We start from the raw sequence: 24,087 nt of genomic DNA, 5'->3' as shown, positions 1-24,087 counted from the left end.
CCCGCCGCGGGCGGGTCAGCCGACTGTCATGCTGACGATCACCGGTGTGGTGGGGCCGGCCGAACCACCGGCGGGTTCGACGGTCACCGCGAGGGTGTCGGCGGCGTCGACGGCGGTGACCACCGAGGCCGGACCGTCCATCACCGCAACCGAGCGGGGGGCACCGCCCGTGGGAATGCGCCACAACTGGTACGCGCGGTCGGCGGGCAGCGCGGGCATGTCCTGGAATGACACCGCCGCGGCGCCCAGTGCCGTGGACTGGTGCACCGTCATCGCGCCGCCGCCGGTGATCGCGACCGACGACTCCCGGCTGTCGGGCTGGTCGAGCACCTGTTGCGCGGTGATCGCGCCGGTGCCGTCGTTCGTGCGGTCGATCACGACCGCGACCCCGGTGCCGATGCCGACCGCGACGACCGCGGCCGCGGCGGCGGTCAACCAGCGCAGTCGCCACCCTTTGCCCTGCGTGTCCCGCCGAGTCAGCGGGCGCACCTGCGGATCGAGCCGGTCCAGCGCCCGCATCAGCGCGGCTTCGAGCCGGGCGGGTGGGGGCACCGAGTCGGACACCGTCAACGCGGCCATGGTCTCGCGAATGCGCGACACGGCGGCGAGGAACTCCCGCGCGCGTTCGGGATCCGCGGCCGCGAGCTCGTCGTCGATAGCGCGCCGCTGCTGGGGATCGAGCGCGTCGAGGGCGTAGGGGTAGGCGTCGTCGAGCAACGGCCGAGGGGTCCGCCGATCTGTCTCGCTCATCGGGAATTCCCTCCGGTCAAACAGTTTTCGAGTCGCTTCAAGCCGTCCCTGATCCGGCTCTTCACCGTCGGCAACGGCACGTCCAGGGTCTCGGAGACCTCGGCGTAGGTGCGCCCGCTGTAATAGGCCAGCGCCACCGCCTCACGCTGCAGCTCGGTCATCGTCGCGAGACAGTCCTGGACCGACTGCTCGTCGAGCCGCTGGGTGACCTCCTCGGCCACGGTGTCGTGGTCACGGCCCAGATGGGTGTGCCCGAACACCAGGTCACGGCTGGTCGCCGACTGTTCGGCACGCACCCGGTCGACCGCGCGGCGGTGGGTCAGCATCATCAGCCAGCCGATCGGGCTGGCCTTACCCACGTCGTACTCCCCCGCCAGCGACCAGGCCTGCAGGAACACCTCCTGCGCGATGTCCTCGGCCGCGCCGTGGTTGCGCACCACCCGCAGCGCGAGTCCGAACACCCGCGGACTGGTCGCCCGATAGAACTCGGCGAACGCCGTCCGGTCCCCGGACGCGATCGCGCCGAGCAGCGTCACCAGCCGCGCTTGCACGGCGTGGTCGGGCTTGGCGGGCGCCGGGCATGCGGGCGCCGGATCGGTCACCACGCGCAACCGGATCGGCGAGGAGCCCGGGCGGTTCGTCATCGTGTGGTCCCTGCGTGCATCAGCATGAGAGGGATTTCGGCCAGCCCCGCGGTACGGATGGGCGCCGCCGAAAACTTTCTTCCGCAACTCTACGGTTCCCGGCGGCGTGACCATCGTCGACCTCACGCCGCGGGCGGCACGAGCACGCTGTCGATCATGTAGACCGTCGCGTTCGCCGTGCGCACGCCACCGCAGACCACGGCCGCGTCACCGACCTTCAGGCTGTCCCCGGAGCCGGTCACCGTGACGGCCGCGCCCTCGACGGTCTTGTGCGTGCCCGCGACATCCTGGGGCGCGAGCTGACCGGGCACCACGTGGTAGGTCAGGATCTTGGTGAGGGTGGCCGAATCGGTCTTCAGCGACTCGATGGTGGCCGGGTCGATCTTCGCGAACGCGGAGTCGACGGGCGCGAAGACGGTGAACTGGCCGCCGTTGAGGGTGTCGACCAGGTTGACCTGGGGATTGAGTTTGCCCGACACCGCCGCCACCAGCGTGGTGAGCATGGGGTTGTTGGACGCGGCGACCGCGACCGGGTCCTGAGCCATCCCGCTCACCGAGCCGGGGCCGCTGGGAACCTGGGCGGCGTATTCGGCGCACCCGGGCCCGACGAGACCCGACGCGCCGGAGCCGTTCGCCGCGGACGCGGTCATCGACGCGGAGGAGGTCGTCGCCGAGGTGGTCGCGGACGAGGTGGTCGAATCGTCGTCGGAACAGGCCGAGGCGCCGAGTACCGAGCCGAGAAGGGCTGCCGCCACGAGGGTGCTGCGCAGGGTTCGCATGGTCGTTCCGTCGCTTCCGAAAGGGCGGCGAGAGTGCCGCGCTGATGTGGACGCAACGGAGTTCGGCCAGCCCGCCCGGCCGGATGGCTCGGGATCGAGACCCGGTTCACCGGACACCCGGCGGGTGACGAAGCCGTCAGGGGGTCGGTGTCGCCACGCGTCGCAATTCAGGCACTATGGGGGTTATGCCCCATTCGAATCCTGTTGCCGCGTGGAAGTCCCTGCGTGATGGAAACGACCGTTTCGTCACCGATACCCTGCAGCACCCCAGCCAGGGTGCCGCGGATCGCGCCAAGCTGGCGGGTGGCCAGCAGCCCTCGGCGATCCTGTTCGGGTGTGGTGACTCCCGGGTCGCCGCCGAGATCATCTTCGACCGGGGGCTCGGCGACATGTTCGTCGTGCGCACCGCCGGTCATGTGGTGGACAGTTCGGTGCTCGGCTCGATCGAGTACGGCGTCGCGGTACTGCAGGTGCCGCTGATCGTGGTCCTCGGCCACGACTCGTGCGGCGCGGTGGCCGCCACCATCGATGCCCTCGACAACGGGACGGTGCCGGGCGGTTTCATCCGTAGCGTGGTCGAACGCGTCACCCCGTCGATCCTGCTCGGCCGCCGGGAAGGTCTGACCAACGTCGACGACCTGGAAGCCCGTCATGTGGAGGAAACCGCGCGCCTGCTCATGCAGCGTTCGTCGACCATCTCCGACCGCGTCGAGGCGGGCCAGCTGGCCATCGCCTGCGTGACCTACAACCTCGCCGACGGGCGCGCCCAGCTGCGCAGCGTCATCGGCGACATCGGCGAAGTCGCCTGAGCGGGTCGGCCGGTTCCGCCTCTCCGGGACCGGCCGACCAGCACCACCTCGTCAGGCGTATTCGGGACAGAACTGCATCTGGGCAGCGACGACGAGGTAGGCGGCGTCGCGGCTCGAATACCCCTTCTCGGTGAGCGCGGTCGCCATCTCGACATCGGTCGCCCCGGCGGCGCGTTCCTCGCAGATCGCCACGCCCATGTCGAGCGCCGCCTGGCGTGAGGAGTAGTAGATCCCCTCGCGGTCGAGCGTCGCGATGAACGCGTCCTGGTTGGTCGTGTTCTGGCTGTTGCTCGACGCGCTCGGTGTCGAGGGCGCGGTACGTGGAGCGCTGGTGCGGGGTGCGCCCGAACCCGGTGGCGGCTCGGCGGGTCCACCCGGCGGTGGCGTGCTCACCGCGGTCCGGCCGGTGTCCTGGGTGTCTCCGGCGGCGAGCAGCACCGAGGTGGCGCACCCGCCACAGACCAGCAGCAGAACACCGACAACCGCGAGCAACACCCACAGGGTCGTGTTGTCGCGGCGCGGCGGCTGCGGTGGATAGGCCGGGTAGGGCGCGGACGGATACTGCGGTGGAATCGGCGGCTGAGTCACGAATCTCCTTCGGTGCGAGACGAACAGCGGTGCAAGATCGCCATTCATCGCACCCGCGTTATCAACGACCCGCGCGCCCGATTCCCGGTGCCGCCGCGCGTGCGCGTCAGTAGACGGTGATGCGCAGCGCACGCATCTTCGCGTAGAGCGTGGTGCGCGAGATCCCCAGGGCCTGCGCGGTTTTGACCTTGTTGCCCTCGAATCGGCGCAGCGCCTCGACGATGACGTCGCGTTCGGCGCGGTCGATCGGCATGAGTTGCCGGATCGGCTGCTGCGTGCGGTAGGCCTCGGGGAGGTCGTTCACGACGACCGCGCCGCTTCGCCGGTGCCGGATGACATCGGTGACGACCGCGCGCAATTCGCGCAGATTGCCGGGCCAATGATGCGCGGACAGCGCCGAGAGCGCGCCCGGGGTGAAATACAGCGAGCTGTCCGCGCCCGCCTCGCGTAGCATCGCCGCGACCAGCGCCGGGATCTCGCCGCGGCGGTTGCTCAGCGGCCCGAGTTCGACGCGGTCGGTGCATTCGGCGGCCAGCGCGGCGGCCCGGCCGGTGAGGGTGTCCACCGCTCCGGTGACCAGCACGACGCGCGGCACCTGCCGGTCGGCGACATGGGTGGCGACGAGATCGATCAGATCGTCGGGCAACAGGTCGAGGCCGTCGACGCACACGGTGCCCTGCCGGGCGCGGACCAGCGCGGCGAAGTCACGGGCGAAGACGTCGCTGCCGTCGAGCAGGGCGTTGGCGGCGGTCAGGACGGTGACCGGCTGTTCGGTGGCGTGTTCGCGCGCGGTGCGCGAGCGCCCGGAACCCGGTGGTCCCGCGACCAGGAGCGGGTCGCCGGGCTCGAGCGCCCGGCGGGAGTAGGCGATGCTCGCCCGTTCGCGGGGTTCGACGTTGAGCAGGGTTCCCCCGGCCGGACCGCCGACCCGGGTCGCTTCGACCCGCACCGCCAGCCCGGACTCCAGCGTCAGATCGAAGACCGAGCTGCGCCGCACATCCGGTGCCATCATGCGCAGCAACGCGACGTCGGTGGCGCCGAGCAGGTCCGCGGCGGCCTGGTTGGACATGAGCAGGTCGCGCCCGATGGCCAGCACCGCGCGGCGGCGGGTGCCCGCGGCCTGGAACGCGGCGAGCAGTTCCTTGTCCGACACGCGGGAGCCGTCGAGCAGTCGCTGCTCGATGTCGGCGACCGCGCGGGCGACCAGCGGCGGCAACAGCGGGCTGGCTTCCCGGGCCACCGTCGACAGATCCAGCACACCCTCGATCCGGCGGGTGGTGGGGTGGAAGATGGGATGTCCGTAGCAGCTCATGCGCCGCAGTGGGACAGCGAAGTGCTCGTCGCCGTTGACGGCGATGCTGGTGCGGGTCTCCAGCGCCACCCCCGGCGCGGTGGTGCCGACCGCCTCTTCGAGCAGGGAGGCACCGATGTCGACGCCGAGGTCGTCGAAGACCTTGCGGGCACTGCGATTTCCGCACCATTGATGCGCGACGCGGCCTTCCCGGTCGATGACGATCGTGGTGAAGTCGGTGCCCTCGAGTCGATGGTTGAGGTCGTCGAGGACCACCGCGGCCGCGGCCATCAGCGGACTGGTCTCGTCGATGTCGACATAGCTGATCGTGTCCAGCGCCGAGCCCGGCTCCAGTCCGGCCATCGTCGCCCGATGCCAGGACGCGGCGATCGGTTCCCGCTTGGCCACCATGCCGTTCACCTCGGGTTCCATGCACTCACCGTAGCAATGGTGACCGGGGTCACGATTGTCCAGTTTCTGAACAGTCGCGTCAGCCCACCGTTGCGACTGTGGTTCGGCGTCGCTCCGGACGGGACGCATCGACGAGGATCAGGAGAACCCGCCATGAAGACCAAGGCCGCGGTCGTCTACCAGCCAGGCAAACCGATCGAGATCGAAGAGCTCGAACTCGACAAGCCGCGCGAGGGAGAGGTACTCATCCGGTACCTCTACGGCGGGCTGTGCCATTCCGATGTCCACATCGCCCACGGTGACCTGGAGGCGCGGCTGCCGATGGTGCTCGGCCACGAGGGCGCGGGCATCATCGAGGAGGTCGGGCCCGGCGTCACCCGGGTGGCGCCCGGCGATCACGTGGTGTGCTCGTTCATCCCGAACTGCGGCACCTGTCGCTACTGCTCCAACGGTCAGCAGTCCATCTGCGACATGGGCGCCACGATCCTCGAGGGCTATCTGCCCGGTGGTCGTTTCCCGCTGCGGGGACCGGCCGGTGACTACGGCGCGATGTGCATGCTCGGCACGTTCAGCCAGTACGGGGTGATCCACCAGAACTCCTGCGTCAAGGTCGACGACGACCTGCCGCTGGACAAGGCGGTGCTGGTGGGTTGCGGTGTCCCCAGCGGGTGGGGTTCGGCGGTCAACACCGCCGAGGTGAAACCCGGTGACGTGGTGGTCGTCTTCGGCATCGGCGGGCTCGGCATCAACGCGGTGCAGGGCGCGCGCTTCGCCGGCGCGCGCTATGTCGTCGCGGTCGACCCGCTGCACAACAAACGCGAACGCGCCCTCGAACTCGGTGCCACGCACGCGTTCGCCGACGCCGGTGACGCCCTGGCCACGATCAACGACCTGACCCGCGGCCAAGGCGCCGACGCCGCGATCCTCATCCCGGACCTGATGACCGCCGAGATCGTCAGCGCCGGCTTCGACGCTGTCGGCAAGGGCGGCAAGGTCGTGCTGACCGGGCTCAACAAGCTCGACGAAATCAACATCCAGCTCCCCGGTTCGATCATGACGCTGTTCCGGAAGGAACTGCGCGGCAGCCTCTTCGGCGACTGCAACCCGACCGTCGACATCCCCAAGATCCTCGGTCTCTACCAGAGCGGCGATCTGAAGCTCGACGAGCTCATCACCCGCACCTACACCCTCAATCAGGTCAATCAGGGCTACGACGACCTGCTCAACGGCCAGAACATCCGCGGCGTGCTCGTGCACGACCACTCCTGATCCGAAAGGCACGACGATGACCGAAGTACTCGAACCCACCACCACCGCGGTGCTGCCGCAGGTCCGCGCCTGGCTGTCCACGCCCAAGCAACTGTTCATCGGCGGCCGGTGGGTCGACGCGGCCTCGGGCCGGACCTTCCAGACCCGCGACCCGGCCACCGGCCAGGTGCTGACCGAGGTCGCCCACGCCGAGGCCGTCGATGTCGACCGCGCGGTGCGCGCGGCACGCGTCGCCTTCGAAGGCGAGTGGTCGCTGTGGACCCCGGCCCAGCGCCAGCGTCTGCTGTTCCGCGCGGGCGAGGCGATCTACGCCCATGCCGAGGAATTGGCGCAGCTGGAATCGCTCGACAACGGCAAGTCCGCCGGCGTCGCCCAGGCCGTCGACATCACCTGGGTCGCCGAGCTCTTCCAGTACTACGCCGGCTGGGCCACCAAGATCGAAGGCCGCACCATTCCGGTGTCGGTGCCGTGGGCACCCGGCACCCAGTGGCACGCCTACACCCTGCGCGAACCGATCGGCGTGTGCGGAGCCATCGTCCCGTGGAACTTCCCGCTGCTGATGGCCGCGTTCAAGATTCCCGTCGCGCTGGCGACCGGCAACACCGTCGTGCTCAAGCCCGCCGAGGACACCCCGCTCACCGCCCTGCGGCTGGCCGAGATCCTGGCCGAGGTCGGTCTGCCCGACGGCGTGCTCAATGTCGTCACCGGCTACGGCGACGCCGGGGCCGCGCTGGCCGCCCACGACGATGTCGACAAGATCGCTTTCACCGGTTCCACCGAGGTGGGCAAGCTCATCGTCGACGCCGCCAAGGGCAATCTGAAGAAGGTCAGCCTCGAGCTCGGCGGCAAGAGTCCCCAGGTCGTCTTCGCCGACGCCGATCTGGACCTGGCGATCCCCGGTACGGCGTCGGGATTCCTGTTCAACCAGGGCCAGACCTGCACCAGCGGCACCCGATTGCTGGTGGAGGACAAGATCTTCGACGAGTTCACCCGGGGCGTCGCCGAGGTCGCCGCGGCCAGCAAGATCGGCTCGGGGCTCGACCCGGCCACCGAGGTCGGCCCCCTGGTCTCGCAGACCCAGCTCGACCGGGTCCTGGGCTATGTCGATGCCGGATTGCGGGCGGGTGCGCGAGCACTGACGGGCGGGCGCCGCCACGGCGAGAGCGGCTACTTCGTCGAACCGACGGTGTTCGTCGACGTCGAGTCCTCGTTCAGCGTGTACCGCGAGGAGATCTTCGGCCCGGTCGTGGTGGCGACCCCGTTCAACGCCGAGCAGGGCGTGGCCGCAGCGGCCAACGACACGCCCTACGGGTTGGCCGCCTCGGTCTGGACCCAGGACGTGTCCAAGGCCCATCGCACCGCTCGCCAGATCAAGGCGGGCACGGTATGGATCAACGCGCACAATGCTTTCGACGCCGCACTGCCGTTCGGCGGCTACAAGCAGTCCGGCTGGGGCCGTGAACTGGGTACCGCGGCGATCGAGGCCTATACCGAGCAGAAGTCGGTCAACACCTTCCTCGGCTGACCGTCCCCGACCCGGCCACGGTGGGCACCGCCTCGCAGATCGGCGCCCACCGTGGCTACCGCGCTCGCGTCAGTTCGCGTTGACGGTCACCGCGTCGTCGGCGATCGAGTAGCTGATCGACCCGTTCTCGAAGTAGCTGATCTTGCCGCCCTCGATGTCCTGCTCGTCGGAGGTCGGGTAGCCGAGGCGGCCCCCTGCGCCGCCCTCGGCCTCCCACGCCTGCCGGATCGCGCCGTAGACGGTCTTGGTTCCCGTCGCCAGGTTGAAGTAGATGACACCGCCGGTGAACTCCTGGTACTTGCCACCGTTCGCGGCGTCGAGTTCCTCCGAGATCGGTTCGCCCAGCGGGCTCGACGCGCCGCCCGCTTCGTTGTAGTGGTCGCCGATCGTGCCCTTGACTTCGAATGCCATCCCACAAACCCTTTCGTACGGATACCAACTGGCGATTGCCAGCGGCGACGCTATCGCATAGCGACCGCACCGTACAGAGACTCGTATTGCGCCAGATCAGCTGTACACACGCAATTCTCAGCGACAGACCACGTTCGAGATCGGATGTTTGAAGGGCCATCAGCTACCGACCAGCATCGATAGGGTCGATCGGTCTCCGAGCCAGCGCTTTCCCGCCGTAATCCATACCCAGTCGCCGCGACTCCACACCTCGACACGCCGCGAACGCACCCGATGTGAAGATGTCCTCAATCCGTTCGGACGAACAGTCGACGGGTCACATGGCCTGGGCGGCCACGTACCCGAAGCTCGAGCGGTCCTCGTCGCGGGCAACCAGCTTGCCGTCGACGTAGATCGCGGCGTACGCGTAGTGCGCCTCGGAGTGCGAGATCGCCGCCCAGGTGAAGGATTCCTTGGGGAACCGCACGTCGACGGTGCGACACCACCGGTCACCCTCCATCGGGTCGGTCAGTGTCACGACCTCGTCGCGCTTGCCGAGCGAGTCGTAGTAGGTGATCTCGTTGCCTGTCTGCGCGTCCGTACAGAAGACGTAGCGGACGTTGCCGTAGGCAGGGACTTCGGCGGCGTTCGCCACCCCACTGCCCGCGACGACGGCGCCGGCGAGGGCGCCGCCCGCTCCGATCATCGCGATGGTGTGCCGGAGGGCAGACCGTGTCATGTCAAGCTGTCCTTTCGCGAAACGATGCGCCGACGGAACGCTCCCGTCGGCGACAGTCCGCACGAGGCACTGCCCGGGCGAACCGAACATTGAATCACAGTGCGGCACTTGCGTTGTCGTTGCGGCACAGCGACGACCGACTGCCTCGTGCGTCCGGGGCCGGCACGACGAGCGCCCAAGTGTTGGCCGCAGGCTGATCAGCTTCGGACCGCGCGGGTCCTACACTCGGGTCATGGCAGACGACACCGACCGGTCGATCGACATCAAGCCCCGTTCACGCGATGTCACCGACGGACTCGAGAAGACTGCAGCGCGCGGCATGCTGCGCGCCGTCGGGATGGGTGACGAGGACTGGGCCAAACCGCAGATCGGGGTGGCTTCGAGCTGGAACGAGATCACCCCCTGCAATCTGTCGCTCGACCGGCTCGCGAAAGCGGTCAAGGAGGGCGTCCACGCCGGCGGCGGCTACCCGCTCGAGTTCGGCACGATCTCGGTGTCCGACGGCATCTCCATGGGCCACGAGGGCATGCATTTCTCGCTGGTCAGCCGTGAGATCATCGCCGACTCGGTCGAGACCGTGATGATGGCCGAACGCCTCGACGGCTCGGTGCTGCTCGCCGGGTGCGACAAGAGCCTGCCGGGCATGCTGATGGCGGCCGCCCGGCTGGACCTGGCGAGCGTGTTCCTCTACGCCGGATCGACCCTGCCGGGCAATGTCGACGGCCGCGACGTCACGATCATCGATGCGTTCGAGGCCGTCGGCGCGTGCATCAAGGGCCTGATCACCCGCGAGGAGGTCGATCGCATCGAGCGGGCGATCTGCCCCGGTGAAGGTGCCTGCGGCGGCATGTATACGGCCAACACCATGGCCTCGGTGGCCGAGGCGCTCGGGATGAGCCTGCCCGGCTCGGCCGCGCCGCCCGCCCCCGATCGTCGCCGTGACGAGTACGCCCGCAAATCCGGCGAGGCCGTCGTCGAGCTGCTACGCCGGGGAATCACCGCCCGCGACATCATGACGATGGAGGCGTTCGAGAACGCGATCACCATCGTCATGGCGCTCGGCGGGTCCACCAACGCCGTACTGCATCTGCTGGCCATCGCCCGCGAGGCCGGCGTCGGCCTCACCCTCGCCGACTTCAACCGCGTCGGCGAGAAGGTGCCGCACCTGGGCGATCTCAAGCCGTTCGGCCGCTACGTCATGAACGATGTCGACAAGGTCGGCGGCATCCCGGTGGTGCTGAAAGCGCTGCTGGACGCGGGCCTGCTGCACGGCGACGTCATGACCGTCACCGGCAAGACGATGGCCGAGAACCTGGCCTCGATCGAGCTCGGCCTCGACGGTGACGTCATCCGGCGCCTGGATCGGCCGATCCATCGGACCGGCGGACTCACCATCCTGCACGGTTCCCTCGCCCCCGAGGGCGCCGTCGTCAAGAGCGCGGGCTTCGACTCCGACGTCTTCCGTGGCACGGCGCGCGTCTTCGACGGGGAACGCGCCGCCATGGACGCGCTCGAGAACGGCACGATCGTCGCCGGTGACGTGGTCGTCATCCGCTACGAGGGTCCCAAGGGCGGACCGGGCATGCGCGAAATGCTCGCCATCACCGGCGCCATCAAGGGCGCGGGCCTGGGCAAGGACGTCCTGCTGCTCACCGACGGCCGCTTCTCCGGCGGCACCACCGGATTGTGCGTGGGCCACGTCGCGCCCGAAGCCGTCGACGGCGGCCCGATCGCCTTCGTCCGCGACGGCGACCCGATCGTCCTCGATGTCGCCAACCACATCCTCGACGTCGAGATCGACGACGACGAACTGGCCGCGCGCAAGATCGGCTGGGAGCCACTGCCCCCCAAGTACACCTCCGGCGTCCTGGCCAAATACCGCAAACTCGTCAGCTCCGCCGCCCACGGCGCCGTCACGGGCTGACCCGGCTCAGCGCACCGTCCGCGCATCCCGGATCGTGGCCGCCAGCCGTTCCAGCAGCGGCGCGGTGGCCGCGGGGGAGAACCGGAAGATCGGCGACCACGACGCGACCTGTCCGGCCGCCACCGCGGGCAGGCTCCGCCACACCGGCCGGTCGGCGAGCGCGTTCGGCCGCAGGCCCGTTGACCGGTCGTCGAGCAGGATCACATCCGCCGCGTACCGGTCGGCCGTCTCCCAGCTCAGCGACTGGAAGTAGCCGCCCGCGTCCACCCGTTCGGGCACAACGAATTCCACGCCGAGCTCGGTGAAGTACCGCAGATCCGCCGAGGCGCGCGGATCGGAGACGTAGAACAGCTCCGGAGACGCCGAGGCGGCGAGTACCCGCACCCCGGGGCGCGCTGCCGACGCGTCCCGCACCGCCTGCGACGCGGCCAGGAAGCGCTGCTGCGCGGCGGTCACCGCGGGAGCGGCGGTATCGGCGCCGAGCGCCTCGGCCAGCGCCCGGTACTGCGCGATGATCTCGGGCAGGCTCCGGCCGGAGACCTCCATGGCGACGACAGTCTGGTTCGCGGACTCGATCTTGGTCAGGTTCTCGTCCGGGACGTACCAGAGCCGGCCCGGCACATAGGAATCGGTGACGAGCAGGTCGGGCTCGAGGGTCGCGTACTTCTCGATGTCGAACTCGCCCCACGCGTCCCCGACGACAGCCACCGAGGCGGGGTCGAGGTCGCCGCGCAGGTGCGGCGCGTGTGCCTCACCGAAGACACCCACGATGCGCCCGCGCACCCCGTAATCGACCAGGGCGCCGGCGGAGCCGGTGAACGCGACCACCCGGCTCGGCGTCGCACCCGAGCGAACGGTGCCGCCGCGGCCATCGGGAAACTCCCAGTCCCCCGCACTGTCGGGCGCGTCGTCCGGTCCCCCGCCGCACGCCACCAGGCCCGCACTCACTCCCGCCATCCCCGCCACCGCGAACAACCGTCGGCGACTCAGCACGCGGTCGTGCCGATTCTCGTTCGCGATGACGATCCTCCTCCACACGTGGCTCCTGGTTCGCCACCACTAGACCACACAAAATAAGGCAAGGCAAACCTTATCCAGAGTCGCCACCGGCAGAGCGGAGCACACAGTGACGGAGCGGCGACGAGGTCGCGAGCGCTTGACCCTGACACAGTGACAACGTCTTCACTGGACGCAGGAGGTGGTTCCCATGACCTGGACACCAGAACATTCCGTGGACCCGCGGCTGCTCGCCGCACTGAACGCGCCGACCGCGTCGACCCGACTACAGGCGGCGCTGGCCGCGGGCACCCACCCCGGCCCGGCGCTGCTCGGCGTGCTGATCGACCGTTGCGCCGTGGAGCCGGACTTCTTCGTGCGCGACATGCTGACCTGGGCGCTGACGCGGCACCCCGCGGAGCTGACCGTGCCCCGGCTGCGTGCCGAGCTGGACTCCGACCACGCTCAGGCTCGCAGCCAGGCGCTGCACACGCTGTCCAAGATCGGGGATCCGGCCGCCTGGCCGGCGATCACCCCGGCGCTGCTGCGCGATCCCGACGACGAGGTGGCGCGCAGTGCCTGGCGGGCCGCGGTGGTACTCGCGCCGCAGGCCGAACACGAGGCATTGGCCGTCGCACTCGCCACCCAGTTCGGGCGCGGTGATCGGGAGGTTCGGCGCAGCCTCAGCCGGGCGCTGACGACGCTGGGCGAGGTGATCGTCCCGGTGCTCGACCGGGCGTCGCGCAGTGCCGACCCCCGGGTGCGGGCGCACGCCGCGGCCACCGAGCAGCTGCTGCACGATCCGGACGCCGCCTTCGATCTCGATGTCGACGCGGCGAAGCGGGTCGCGGCGCTCGACGGTGCCCCGTGCTGATCGGTGAGGTGGCGCGGCGTTCGGGTGTCAGCACCCGGATGCTGCGCCACTACGACTCGCTGGGGCTGGTGTCCCCCACCGGGCGCACCGTCGGCGGCTATCGCGAGTACTCCGATGCCGATATCCGGCGCATCTTTCATGTCGAGAGCCTGCGGTCGCTGGGACTCTCCTTGCGCGAGATCGCCCGGGTGCTGGCCGATCGGTCGTTCACCCCGCAGGCCCTGGTCGCCGGTCTCATCCAACGCACCGAGGAACGGCTCGTGCGCGAGCGCGAGCTGCTGGCGCGGTTGCGCGCCGTCGAGGACGCCGAACCCGGCGACTGGCGCGATGTGCTGCGCATCGTCGAGCTGGTGCGCACGCTCGGTTCGGCGGACGCGCCGCGCCGCCTGCAGGCGGTGCTGAACCCCGCCGAGAACGAGCCGGTACCGACCGAGCTGCTGGCCACGGCGGTGCTCGGCGAGGCCGAGCCCAATATGGCCGGCGCGCTGCGCTGGGCGCTGTCGCGGGCCGGCGCCGACGGCCTGGCCGCACTCGCACCGGGGCTGGCCGCCGTCGACGTCGAGGTCCGGCGGCGGGCCGTACTGGCGGTGGCCGAGATTCCCGGCGAGGCCGCGACCGAGCTGCTCACTTCCGCGCTCGACGACCCGGACCCCGCCGTCCGCGGCCCCGCCGCCCTGGCCGCCGGCAGCCGCGGGGTGAGCGCGGCCGAACCGATCCTGGTGGCCATGGTGATCGCGGGCGCCAATGATGTCGAGGCGGGTGAGGTCCTCGGCGCGCTCGCCCAGGATCCGGGATCCGCCGATCGCGTGCTGGGTGCGCTGACCCACGCGCTGACCGCGCACGCCGACGATGCCGCCATCCGGATCCGGCTCGTCCAGGCCTTGGTCGAGTTGCCCGGGACCCACGCACTGGCGACCCTGCGATCGCTCAGCGAGGACGCCGATCACTCCGTCGCCCTCGTCGCCACCGCCTGCACCGCACTGGTCGCCGCCCGGACCACGAGCTGAGGTCGGCAGTCGTCGCGGATCGCCGCATCCGGTTCCCTCTCGCGATGAGGTGCTCTCGCGATTCCACACCGACGCATTCGGCGGTGGTCACGTGCTGACCCGTGGACGGAGCGGCTCGAACGGCGCGGCGCATCGGAACCAGCCTGGTCGTCACTCCCATCGGTGACCCACGCGACCTCGGTATCGAGTGGCTCCACGTCGACGACGAACTACACCTCGGTCGCCTGCTTCCGGCTCGGGGACGAGCGCCGGATCAGCTGATTTCCGCGGTGAGCGGGACAGCGGCGACCGAGGTGCCGACATGCAGGGTGAACGCGCCCGGTTCGACGGTCCACCCCTGGTCGGTCCAGTGCTCGAAGGAGCGCTGCGGCAATTCGATGGTGGCGGTGACGGTTTCGCCCGCCTCGGCCTCCACCGCGACGAAGCCCGCGAGCCAGCGCACCGGGCGGTCGACGGCGCTGTCCTCGCGGGACAGGTAGGCCTGCACCACCTGGCGGCCCGAACGCGCACCGATATTGCGGACGGTGACGGTGGCGGTGTGCCCCTGCACGGTCAGGTCGACGAGCTCCCAGTTGGTGTAGCCGAGACCGTGACCGAACGGGTAGGCCGGAGCCACACCGGATTTCAGCCAGGCGCGGTAGCCGATGTGGATGCCCTCGGGGTAGGGCAGGGTGTTGTCGGCGGCCGGCGTGGTATCCAAAACCGGCACGTCGGCCATCGCCTTGGGCCAGGTGGTGGGCAGCCGGCCACCGGGTTCGGTCACGCCGGTGAGCACATCGGCGAGCGCATCGCCGAATTCCTGGCCCGGGAACCAGGCCAGGATCACGGCCGCCACGTCGTCGCGCCACGGCATTTCGACCGGCGCGCCGGCGTTCACCACCACGATCGTTCGCGGGTTCACCGCGGCCACCGCCGCCACCAGGTCGTTCTGGCGGCCCGGCAGCGACAGGTCCGTGCGGTCGTAGCCCTCGGATTCGATCGCCTCGGTGGTACCGACCACGACCACGGCGACCTCGGAGGTCCGCGCCAATTCCACCGCAGCGGCGAACTCTTCGTCGGCGGAGCGGCGCGGGCGGCCGATGCCGAAGGTGAGGCCCATCGCGGGCAGGCCCTTGTCGAGAGCGGGAACCAGCTCGATCCGCACATCGACCTCGTCGCCCTCGGCGAGCGTCCTAGTGACCCAGCGCTGCGGCGGATTCAGCAACATCTCGACCGGATCGCCGCCTTCGGGGAAGACGGTCTCGCTGAGCACCGTCTCACCGTCGAGCTCGAGGCGCAGTGTGCCCACGCCCGCGTAGCCGATTCGCCACTCCCCCGCCGCATCGGCGCGTAGGCGACCACGGACCTCGACGGAGGTGGCCTGCAGGGCGAACGGCGTACCGAAGAGCATGAGATTGCCCGCGGTGCGGTGCTCGGAGTGCAGGACGGTCTCGCCGTCGAGGAAGCGCAGGTGCAGGCCCGCGGTGCCGGTCTCGGGATCGGTGACGATGTCCAGCGGCACCGCGATCATGTTCTCGTCGAGGTGGACGCCCGGTGTGTGCACCACTGGCAGCACCTCGCGCAGGCCCTGCAACGGCGACCTGGTGTGCGACGGAACAACTGTCGAGCTACCGCCGCCGCCGAGGCGCGGCTGGGCGGCCGCCGCGCCCAGCAGGGCGACCTGGGCGGGCTCGCCCAGCGGCAGCACCCCGTCGTTGGCGGCCAGCACCATCGCCTTGGCGGCGGCATCACGTACCAACCGGCGCGCGGCCGCCTCGGTGAAAACCGGTGGCTGCTGCGGCGTTCCGTTCAGCGCGCCCACACGCTGCGCGAATCGCAGTATGCGGCGGACCTTCTCGTCGATCGCCGCCTCGGATACCGCACCCGCGCGGACGGCCTCGACCAGCGGCGCCCCCCAGAGTTCCCACGGTCCGGGCATGGCGACGTCGGTGCCCTTGGCCGCGCCCGCGGTGGAGCGCACGGCGGTCCAGTCCGAGACCACCACGCCGTCGAAACCCCATTCGCCCTTCAACGGCTCGTCCAGCAGCGGATTCTCGGTCATGGTGACGCCGTTGACCGAGTTGTAGGCGTTCATGATCATCCACGCGCCCGCCGCCACCGCCCGCTCGAACGGGTACAGATACAGCTCCCGCAGGGTGCGATCGTCGACGATCGCGTCGGCGGTGAAGCGCTCGGTCTCGGAGTCGTTGGCCACGTAGTGCTTCGGGCAGGCGCTGACGCCGTGCGCCTGCACGCCGGACACGTAGGCCACGGCCATCTCACCGGTGAGCACCGGGTCCTCGGAGAAGCACTCGAAATGCCGTCCGCCGAGCGGACTCCGGTGCAGGTTGACGGTCGGGCCGAGCACCGCGTACACATTCTTGCGCCGCGCTTCGGCGGCGACGAGCCCGCCGATCTCGGCCAGCAACTCACGATCCCAGGTGGCGGCCAGTGCCGAGCCGGACGGCAGGCTGATCGAGGGGTCGCGCTCGTCCCAGGTCTCGCCGCGCACCCCGGAGGGACCGTCGGACACGGGCATCTCGGCCAGGCCGATGCTCTCCTCGCCCGCGAAGCGGAAGACACCGGATCCGGAGATGAGCCGGATCTTGGCCGCCAGATCCAGTTTGTCCAGCAGGTCGTCGATGTCGTCGGTCATGCCAGTTCCCTCCAGAAGTTCACCAGGTCGGCTGTGACCTGTGCGGGGACGTCTTCGTTCGGCACGTGGCCGATGCCCGGGTACACCGCGGTCCTGGCCCGCAGCTGCCGAGCGAAGTTCTCATGGACCTCGGGGTCCCACAGGTCGTTGGTGTCGCCGTAGGCGACCAGCAGCGGCACTCCGGCATCGCGCAGCGCGGCGGGATCGACCGACGGCGGGGTCTGCATGCATTTCAGAATGCCGAGGATGTTCGCCTTCTCGGTCCGCACGAGCCGGTTGCGCAGGAACTCGGCGCGCTCGGGTGAGGGCGTCCGACCGGCGGCGGCCATGGCATCGCTCATCTGCTGCCACAGGAACTCCTGGCCTGCCGTCTCCACCACCTGCGTCACCATCTGCGGAGGCGGGAACTTGATGTCCTCGACGGAGGACGGCCCCGACGCCAGCAGGGTGAGGCTACGGAACCGCGCGGGTGTCTCGACCACCGCGACGCGGGAGACAAAGCCGCCGAAGGAGTGCCCGACCAGATGCACGGGCGCCCGCGGCGACACCTGATCGACGACACCGTGCAGGTCACCGCAGAAATCGGCCATGGCGTAGCCGGCGATGTCGTCGGGTCCCTCCGACTGCCATTGGCCGCGCTGGTCGTAGGCGACCGCGCGATATCCGGCCGCCGCGAGCAGCGGGAGCATCGCTTCGAAGTCTTCCTTGGAGCCGGTGAAGCCCGGCACCAGCACCACGGTGCCGAGTTCCGGTGTTCCGGAGGGCGGGGTGATCTCCCATCCGGCGAGCGCACCCGCGCCACCCCGCAGCATGATCGATTCGATCACTGCCTCGGTGCTCCGAGTCATCGGCGGTCCTTCCCTCGCAGAATTCCAGTCCGGCAGCCACGAGTGTGCCAGGTTCCCGAGTGGTCACTCGGTACTGTGACTTGTTCGTTATCTTCCGGTTTGCAGGTCCCGCCGTTCGGACTACTGTCGCTGCTCATGACGCCGCATCCCCAACGCCGGAGACGGGGCGAGGACCGCCGCGAGCAGATCATCGACCAGGCGCTGCACAGCTTCGCCGCGAACGGCTATCACCACTCCTCGCTCGCCGAGATCGCCACGCGCTGCGGACTGTCCCAAACCGGCCTGCTGCACTACTTCCCGACCAAGGCGGCGCTCCTCGCCGCGGTCCTGGACTACCGCGATCGCCTCGACTACGACCGCCTGGGCATGAACCGGCAACTGCGCGGCACGGACGCCCTGCAACAGCTGGTCCGCCTGGTCGAGCACAACATGCACGTCCCCGGCCTGGTCCAGCTCTTCACCGTCGTCACCAGCGAGGCGGTCACCAGCGACCACCCCGCCCGTGCCTGGGTCGTCGAGCGCTACCGAATCCTGGAAACCTACCTGGCCGAGGCCCTCGCAGGCGGCGTCACCGACGGAACCTTCCGCCCCGACATCGACGCCCCCGCCGTAGCCCGCCAGATCTCGGCCATGATGGACGGCCTGCAACTGCAATGGCTCCTCGACCCCGAACGCGTCGACATGGCATCCCTGTTCCGCACCTACATCGACGACCTGACCACCCAGCTCTCGAGCTGATCCTGTCGCCCCACAGGACAATCCACCACTAAAGCGCGCGCTCCCGGGCGCGCGGCGGGGATGATCGGACTCGCTGATCGATCAGATGAACGCCCGCCCCGGCGTCACTCGGGGGTGAGTCGGAGCAGGCTGCCGGTGCCGGCGGCGGTGACGAACAGTGCCGGGCCGGGGCCTAGGCAGGCATTGGTCGGCATGCTGCGTGGTGGGAGGGGGTGCTGGGTCAGGGGGAGGCCTTCGGGGGTGAGGACGTCGATGCGGTCTGCGGTGGTGGTGGCGATCCAGAGGCGACCAGTGGGGTCTACGGCGAGTCCGTCGGGATGCGCGGCCGGGAGGGTGGCGAGGATGCGGGCGTGTTCGAGGGCGCCTGCGACGAGGGGGTACGCGGTGATGTGGGCGTGCACTGTTTCGGTGACGTAGAGGGTGTGATGGTCGGGGCTGATGCCGATACCGTTGACGAAGATCGGGCCTTGCGCCATCAGCTCGGGTCGCCCGGTGTCGAGGTCGATGGCCCAGACCTGGCCCGGGGATATGGATTCCGGGCGCCGGAAGTCGGCGTCGGCGCGGGAGTCGGTGACCCACAGTCGGCCGTCGGGTCCGAAGACCAGGTCGTTCGGTGATTCCAGGCCACGGAATGCGTAGTCGACGCGGCCGTCGCGGATGACCTGGATGCCCGGTGCGGCGGTGCTGCGCGCCGCGAAGCGACCGCCGTTCTGCGCGACGTACAGTGCGCCGTCGGCGCCGACGGCGAGGCCGTTGGGGCCGCCGCCGGTGTGATGCTCGGCAGCGACGGTGCCATCAGGGTCCAGGATCAAGACGCTGCCCCGGCTCATCGAGACCAGCGCGATCCGGCCGTCCGGGAGGACGGCCGGGCCTTCGACGAAGCCGAGCCCGTCGGCCACGACCTCCACGCGTAGCGGTCCGTCGCCGAAACGCCCTGTCATCGGGGCAGACTCAGCACGCGGCGGGCGATGATATCCAGCTGGATCTCGATGGTGCCGCCACCGAAGAGGATGGCAGGCAGGCCGAGGAAGTCGAAGGTGTAGGGCTGTTCGGGGGCGCCGACGGCGGCGCGGGGGCCCAGGACCGAGACCAGCGCGCGGGAGGCGTCGCGCTGGGCGATGGCATGCCAGACCTTGCGGACGCTGTCGCCCGCGCCTGCGCCGACAGCGCTGCCGTTCATCCTGATCACGGCGTTGCGCAGGTTCAGCGCGGCGACCGAGAGCTCGAGCGCGGTGTTGCGGCCGAGCACGCACACGGCGTCGTCGCGGGTGCCTGCGTGATCGCCGGATTCCAGCAGGCGGCGCACCAGGGTGCTCGAGCCGTGGCCGAAGGTGGCCGAGCCCATGGCGAGTCGTTCGTTGGACAGGGTGGTGACCGCGATCCGCCACCCATCACCGGGGTTCGCGACCACCTGAGTGTCGGGCACGAAGACCTCGTCGAGGAAGACCTCGTTGAATTCCCAGATCCCGGTGGCCTGCCGGAGCGGACGAACGTCGACGCCGTCGGCGTCCATCGGGATCAGGAAGTACGTCAGGCCCGCGTGCTTGGGCACGGTGGCGTCGGTGCGGGCCAGGCACACGGCCCAGTCCGCCTCCACCGCTTGGGAATTCCACACCTTCTGCCCGGTGATCATCCATCCGCCATCCACCTTGCGTGCGCCGGTGGACAGCCCGGCCAGGTCCGATCCCGCGCCCGGCTCGGAGAACAGCTGACACCAGATGATCTTGCCGAGCAGGGTATCGGTGACGAACCGCGCGCGCTGCTCGTCGTCACCGTGTTCGATCAGCGTGGGGAGCACCCAGCCGCCGATGCCGAGTTCGGGCTGGGTCAGGTCGCGGCGCGCGAATTCCTCGGCGATCACGGCCTGATCGGCCGGGCCTGCGCCGAGCCCGTACGGCGGCGGGTAGTGCGGGGCGACCAAGCCGGCGGCGGCCAACCGGGCCCGGCGGGCCGCTCCTCGCGCGGGAGCCCAACCCGCCGTGGCGATTTCGTCGTCGGGTAGCGTGCGGACTTCGTCGAGGACGGCGCCGACCGTGGCGCGCAGGGCCGGCAATGTCTCGGCGGTGACGAAGGCGAAGTCACGCTCGGCGCGCAGGCACCGCTCCCCCAGCTCGCGAGCCGCCGCGTCTTCACCGCCGACCGTGGCGGCCAGGGCGATCGCGCGCCGCCAGTACAGGTGGGCGTCGTGTTCCCAGGTGAATCCGATGCCGCCGAGCAGACTCACGCAATCGACCGCCTGGTCGATGGCGGCGGGCAGCGCGGTCAGCGCGGCGCTCGCCGCGGCGAGGAGTCGCTGCTCGGCCGGTTGACTCTCGGCGCGGGCCGCGTCCCAGGTCACCGCGCTCGTCACCTCGGCCCGGACCAACATGAACGCCGTCTTGTGCTGCACCGCTTGGAAACTGCCGATCGGACGACCGAACTGGTGTCGGACACGGACGTAGTCGACGGTGGTGTCCAGACACCACCGGCAGATTCCGGTCGCTTCCGCGGCGGCCAGTGTGGTCGTCCACAGCTGCGCGACGGCAGGGTCGATGCCACCGAGGACCCGTGCCGGATCCACGCGGTAGGCCTCGAACGCAGCGCGCCCGAGCGATCGGGTGAGGTCGACGGCTTCGGCGGTAGTCAGCTGAACCGCGGGGACCTCAACGGGGTCGGTAGTGCCGGAGGCGACCACGTCAACGGAGTCGAGCCAGAACCACACGCTCGCTTCCGGATCGCCGTCGATGGCGGCGCGCACCACCACGCGTTCGGCGCCGGGCAGACCGATGGCCGGATCGGAGGTTCCCGATACCACCCAGCCGTCGCCGTCGCGAGTGGCACGCAGGTCGGGGCCGGTGGCGACCGCTCCGGTCATCCCCGCGCCGAAGTCGGCCAGCAGGGCCTGGGCGTCAGCCGCGGCCATGGCGAGCGCGCTAGCGGTCACGGTCGGCAGGTAGGGCCCGGGAAACAGCGTTGTGCTCAGTTGCTCGACGGCGACCGTGAGTGTGGCCAGTCCACAGTCGTCGCCGCCGTAGGTCGCGGGCAGGTGCAGCGCGTGTAAGCCCTGCTCGCACAATGCCGTCCATGCCTCGGCAGGCATGGTCCCGGCCGTATAGTCGGACAGGTGCTCGCGCGTCTGCGCCAGCGGGGCGATCTTGCGCGCGAACGCGGCGACCGATTCCGCCAGTGCCTGCTGGTCTGCGTCTACGGCGAGGGACATCGGAAACTCCTGGGGGCTGAAACAGCGAGTACCTGTGTGGATTTCGACGGCACCGCGTGGTGTCGAGAGGAACGGACAAGAGGGTCTACGACCGGACGAGCACAGGCCGGTGCAGCTCCGCTCGCCCTGTCGAGTGCGACCGGAAGGTCACGACCGCGGCAAGTCCTGCCAGTCGGTCGACAGCCGGGCAGACCACACCGGCGTGCGGTGATCGAGCCGGGCGCGCATCCCCTCCGTGGCGTCGGGACTACCCATCACCCGCAGGTGCAGTTCGGTTTCGAGGTCGGCGACGCGGGTGGGGTCGTAGCCGTGGATCGCGGTGTCCCACAGCAGCCTTTTGCTCAATGCCGCCGACATCGGCGCGACGTTGGTGGCCATGTCGGTGGCCATCGCGCGGGCGGCGGGCAGGACATCGGCGGTGGGCAGGCTGCGGGTGGCGAGGCCGAGCCGCACCGCCTCGGCGCCGTCGATCGTCCGCCCCGACAACAGGATGTCGGCCGCGACCGACAGACCCGCCACCTTGGCCACGGTCCAATGCGCCACCGCGTCGGGCACGACACCGAGGCGCACCTGCGGAATGGCGTAGCGGGCGTCGGCAGCGACCAGGCGGATATCGGCTTGCATCGCCAAGGTCAGCCCGATGCCGATGGCGTGCCCGTTCACCGCGGCGATCACCGGTTTCCGCAGGGCGAAGGCAGGCGGGTCGACCGGGGAGGCGGAAAAGGCGGCACGGTCGGGCCGGTCGAAGGTCGCCGCTCCGCCACCCAGATCCGCTCCGGCGCAGAAGGCGGGGGCGGTACCGGTCAGGAGGATGACCCGGACCGTGTCGTCGGCGTCCAGCTCGCGGTAGGCCCGGCCCAGCGCGCGACCCATCGTGGCGGTGAAAGCATTGCGGCGTTGCGGCCGGTTCAAGGTCACCACCGCGACACCGTCGGCGATATCGATCTCGACCTCGTTCATGCGACCTGCAATGCGGTGACCAGGTCCCGGATGTGTGCGTCGGCGACGGGATATCCCGGGAAATAGCAGCAGATCCGCTCGGCGACCGCACCGAAGCGCGCCACGATCTCGGCGGCGCACTCCTCGGGGGTGCCGTAGACGGCGAGCGTCCGCAGCATCCGGTGATCGATCAGTTCGGTCATGGCCGTGACCTCCCCGCGCTTGGACAGCGCGTTCAGCGCGGGTTGGAGCTCACCCCAGCCCTCCACCTCGAGGACCGGCCGGTAGGCGGGCGTCGACCCGTAGAAGGCGAGCAGCCGGCGAACGCCGACGGCGGCGGCCTCGAGTTCGCCGGCGGTCCGGCCCATCGCGACGATCACCTGGGGATAGATCGCCAGGTCGGCAGCGTCGCGACCGGCGCGGGCGAGTCCTTCCCGAATAGCGGGCACGGTGCGCTCGGCGAAATGGCGGGCGCTGTTGAACGGCATGACCAGCAGTCCGTCAGCCACCTCGGCCGCGGTTCTGGTCATGATCGGGCCGAGCGCACCCAGGCAGATCTCGGGCACGCCATAGGGATTGGGACCGGGAACGAAGGTGGGCGGCATCAGGGTGTGCCGGGTGAATTCACCCTCGAAGCGCAAGGGGGTGCCGTCCTGCCAGGAACCGAGGATGGCCTTGACCGCCAGGACGACCTCGCGCATCCGCGCCGCGGGCCGGGACCACTGGCCGCCGTACCGCTTGTCGATGTGCGCGCGAGTCTGCGAGCCCAGGCCCAGCCGGAACCGGCCCCGGCTGAGCAGGTGCAGGTCGTAGGCCGTGTGCGCCAGGTGCATCGGGCTGCGCGGCAGGGCGATGGCGACGTTGGTCATCAGGTCGACCGGTTCGGCACCGGTTGCCGCCAGGGTCAGCGGCAGGAACACGTCGTGGGGCCCCTCGAAGGTGAACAGACCATCGGCGCCGCACGCGATCAATTCGGCTGCCCGCGAGACGGCTTCGTCGGGACGACCGTTCAACTGGAGATCGACCTTCATCGATCCGCCGCGAACTGCGGAAGCACTGCGATCATAATTACATAATAGCATGTAACGTTATTAGACGGGTGCAGTGAGTCACACATTCCCCCGCCGCCGGTCAGCCCGCGGACACCAGCGCGTACAGCGCGTCGGCCATCCGCGACACGAACAGGTCGGCCTGTTCGCCGCCCCGCGACAGTGCGTGGAATGTCGTTGTCCCCGCGAGTATCTCGAAGACGAGTTCGGCCTCGGCGCCGGGCGGGATCCGGCCGTCGTCGACCGCGCCCGCGAGCAACTCGGCGAACGCCTTGCGCACCGGGGCCCCGATCGCCAGCAGCCGCCGCCGCGCCTCCTCGGTCTGCGAATCCGCCAGCAGGCCGGGCACCCCCGCGCGCGCGGCGGGACTGTCCGCGCGCGCGAGGAAGATGCGCACCCAGGTCGCCAGGTCGGCGCGCAGGTCGCCGGTCGGCTCGGGCGGCGCGTACGCGCCCGGACCGTGAATGGCCTCCTCCAGCAGGGCCTGCCGAGTCGGCCAGCGCCGGTAGATGGCCGGCGAATTCACCCCGGCACGCTTGGCGATCGCCACGACCGTGGTCTGCGGATAACCCACCTCGGCCAGCAGCTGCCTGGCCGCGATGAGCACGGCGAGGTCCTTGTCGGCGTCGCGCGGACGGCCGGGGCGCGGCGAGGTCTCCGAAGTCACTATTACATACTAGACT

22 protein-coding genes are annotated in these 24,087 nt (G+C 69.9%); 7 read left to right on the top strand and 15 right to left on the bottom strand.

Features of this window, described 5'->3' with window-relative positions; genetic code table 11:
* Positions 1-15: 15 nt before the first annotated feature.
* The 3 genes from Q7X29_RS15820 to Q7X29_RS15810 form a co-directional block, all read right to left on the bottom strand.
* The gene (locus tag Q7X29_RS15820) at positions 16-750 is read right to left on the bottom strand and encodes an anti-sigma factor (protein ID WP_316574542.1); all 735 of its coding nucleotides are present in this window, start codon (positions 748-750) and stop codon (positions 16-18) included.
* On the bottom strand, positions 747-1,394 hold the full coding sequence (gene sigK / locus Q7X29_RS15815; RefSeq protein ID WP_218719159.1) for an ECF RNA polymerase sigma factor SigK: 648 nt from the start codon (positions 1,392-1,394) through the stop codon (positions 747-749). The genes Q7X29_RS15820 and sigK overlap by 4 nt, the downstream gene beginning before the upstream one ends.
* Before the next feature lie 122 nt (positions 1,395-1,516).
* On the bottom strand, positions 1,517-2,173 hold the full coding sequence (locus tag Q7X29_RS15810; RefSeq protein WP_316574541.1) for a fasciclin domain-containing protein: 657 nt from the start codon (positions 2,171-2,173) through the stop codon (positions 1,517-1,519).
* Positions 2,174-2,358: 185 nt separating this feature from the next.
* Here Q7X29_RS15810 and Q7X29_RS15805 point away from each other — a divergent pair, with 185 nt between their 5' ends.
* Entirely contained in the window at positions 2,359-2,982 is a 624-nt protein-coding gene (locus tag Q7X29_RS15805; RefSeq protein WP_218719157.1) for a carbonic anhydrase, read from the top strand.
* A 51-nt stretch (positions 2,983-3,033) separates the two neighbouring features.
* On the opposite strand, the gene Q7X29_RS15800 is transcribed toward Q7X29_RS15805, so the two are convergent.
* Complete coding sequence (locus Q7X29_RS15800; RefSeq protein WP_316574540.1) at positions 3,034-3,570, bottom strand: DUF732 domain-containing protein; 537 nt, start codon at positions 3,568-3,570, stop codon at positions 3,034-3,036.
* Positions 3,571-3,676: 106 nt separating this feature from the next.
* Positions 3,677-5,293 carry a sigma-54-dependent Fis family transcriptional regulator gene (locus Q7X29_RS15795; RefSeq protein WP_255587959.1) on the bottom strand — a complete coding sequence of 539 codons (1,617 nt, stop codon included), beginning with the start codon at positions 5,291-5,293 and terminating at the stop codon, positions 3,677-3,679.
* A gap of 132 nt (positions 5,294-5,425) precedes the next feature.
* Between Q7X29_RS15795 and Q7X29_RS15790 the strand changes: the two genes are divergently transcribed.
* The gene (locus tag Q7X29_RS15790; RefSeq protein ID WP_316574539.1) at positions 5,426-6,541 is read left to right on the top strand and encodes an NDMA-dependent alcohol dehydrogenase; all 1,116 of its coding nucleotides are present in this window, start codon (positions 5,426-5,428) and stop codon (positions 6,539-6,541) included.
* Between the two features lie 16 nt (positions 6,542-6,557).
* Positions 6,558-8,066, top strand: coding sequence for an aldehyde dehydrogenase family protein (locus Q7X29_RS15785; protein WP_218719154.1), 1,509 nt, complete (start codon positions 6,558-6,560; stop codon positions 8,064-8,066).
* Positions 8,067-8,135: 69 nt separating this feature from the next.
* On the opposite strand, the gene Q7X29_RS15780 is transcribed toward Q7X29_RS15785, so the two are convergent.
* Positions 8,136-8,477 (bottom strand): LGFP repeat-containing protein, encoded by a 342-nt coding sequence (locus Q7X29_RS15780; protein WP_218719153.1) that lies wholly within the window; start codon positions 8,475-8,477, stop codon positions 8,136-8,138.
* Positions 8,478-8,793: 316 nt separating this feature from the next.
* Positions 8,794-9,195 (bottom strand): hypothetical protein, encoded by a 402-nt coding sequence (locus Q7X29_RS15775; protein ID WP_316574538.1) that lies wholly within the window; start codon positions 9,193-9,195, stop codon positions 8,794-8,796.
* Between the two features lie 232 nt (positions 9,196-9,427).
* Between Q7X29_RS15775 and ilvD the strand changes: the two genes are divergently transcribed.
* Positions 9,428-11,119, top strand: a complete 1,692-nt coding sequence (gene ilvD / locus Q7X29_RS15770; protein WP_316574537.1) for a dihydroxy-acid dehydratase — start codon at positions 9,428-9,430, stop codon at positions 11,117-11,119.
* 6 nt (positions 11,120-11,125) lie between these two features.
* Here ilvD and Q7X29_RS15765 read toward each other — a convergent pair whose 3' ends face one another.
* Positions 11,126-12,076 carry an ABC transporter substrate-binding protein gene (locus Q7X29_RS15765; RefSeq protein ID WP_316574536.1) on the bottom strand — a complete coding sequence of 317 codons (951 nt, stop codon included), beginning with the start codon at positions 12,074-12,076 and terminating at the stop codon, positions 11,126-11,128.
* Positions 12,077-12,326: 250 nt separating this feature from the next.
* Here Q7X29_RS15765 and Q7X29_RS15760 point away from each other — a divergent pair, with 250 nt between their 5' ends.
* Complete coding sequence (locus Q7X29_RS15760) at positions 12,327-12,989, top strand: HEAT repeat domain-containing protein (RefSeq protein ID WP_316574535.1); 663 nt, start codon at positions 12,327-12,329, stop codon at positions 12,987-12,989.
* The gene (locus Q7X29_RS15755) at positions 12,983-13,996 is read left to right on the top strand and encodes a MerR family transcriptional regulator (protein ID WP_218719148.1); all 1,014 of its coding nucleotides are present in this window, start codon (positions 12,983-12,985) and stop codon (positions 13,994-13,996) included. Before Q7X29_RS15760 ends, Q7X29_RS15755 begins: the two co-directional genes overlap by 7 nt.
* A 253-nt stretch (positions 13,997-14,249) precedes the next feature.
* Here Q7X29_RS15755 and Q7X29_RS15750 read toward each other — a convergent pair whose 3' ends face one another.
* Positions 14,250-16,631: a beta-glucosidase family protein gene (locus Q7X29_RS15750; protein ID WP_316574534.1), complete on the bottom strand. Its 2,382-nt coding sequence runs from the start codon at positions 16,629-16,631 to the stop codon at positions 14,250-14,252.
* Entirely contained in the window at positions 16,628-17,479 is an 852-nt protein-coding gene (locus Q7X29_RS15745) for an alpha/beta fold hydrolase (protein WP_316574533.1), read from the bottom strand. Before Q7X29_RS15745 ends, Q7X29_RS15750 begins: the two co-directional genes overlap by 4 nt.
* A gap of 135 nt (positions 17,480-17,614) precedes the next feature.
* Between Q7X29_RS15745 and Q7X29_RS15740 the strand changes: the two genes are divergently transcribed.
* Complete coding sequence (locus tag Q7X29_RS15740) at positions 17,615-18,217, top strand: TetR/AcrR family transcriptional regulator (protein ID WP_218719145.1); 603 nt, start codon at positions 17,615-17,617, stop codon at positions 18,215-18,217.
* 104 nt (positions 18,218-18,321) lie between these two features.
* Here Q7X29_RS15740 and Q7X29_RS15735 read toward each other — a convergent pair whose 3' ends face one another.
* The 5 genes from Q7X29_RS15735 to Q7X29_RS15715 form a co-directional block, all read right to left on the bottom strand.
* Positions 18,322-19,158 carry an SMP-30/gluconolactonase/LRE family protein gene (locus Q7X29_RS15735; protein WP_218719144.1) on the bottom strand — a complete coding sequence of 279 codons (837 nt, stop codon included), beginning with the start codon at positions 19,156-19,158 and terminating at the stop codon, positions 18,322-18,324.
* On the bottom strand, positions 19,155-21,416 hold the full coding sequence (locus Q7X29_RS15730; protein ID WP_316574532.1) for an acyl-CoA dehydrogenase: 2,262 nt from the start codon (positions 21,414-21,416) through the stop codon (positions 19,155-19,157). Before Q7X29_RS15730 ends, Q7X29_RS15735 begins: the two co-directional genes overlap by 4 nt.
* 147 nt (positions 21,417-21,563) lie before the next feature.
* Entirely contained in the window at positions 21,564-22,376 is an 813-nt protein-coding gene (locus Q7X29_RS15725) for an enoyl-CoA hydratase/isomerase family protein (protein WP_316574531.1), read from the bottom strand.
* Positions 22,373-23,386: a TIGR03617 family F420-dependent LLM class oxidoreductase gene (locus Q7X29_RS15720; RefSeq protein WP_316574530.1), complete on the bottom strand. Its 1,014-nt coding sequence runs from the start codon at positions 23,384-23,386 to the stop codon at positions 22,373-22,375. Before Q7X29_RS15720 ends, Q7X29_RS15725 begins: the two co-directional genes overlap by 4 nt.
* 100 nt (positions 23,387-23,486) lie before the next feature.
* Positions 23,487-24,071 carry a TetR/AcrR family transcriptional regulator gene (locus Q7X29_RS15715; RefSeq protein ID WP_316574529.1) on the bottom strand — a complete coding sequence of 195 codons (585 nt, stop codon included), beginning with the start codon at positions 24,069-24,071 and terminating at the stop codon, positions 23,487-23,489.
* Between the last annotated feature and the right edge of the window lie 16 nt (positions 24,072-24,087).

It is taken from the genome of Nocardia canadensis (genome assembly GCF_032656385.1).
Lineage (GTDB): Bacteria > Actinomycetota > Actinomycetes > Mycobacteriales > Mycobacteriaceae > Nocardia > Nocardia canadensis.
Note: the sequence above shows the minus strand (reverse complement) of the source record. Positions and strands in the feature narration are given on the sequence as shown.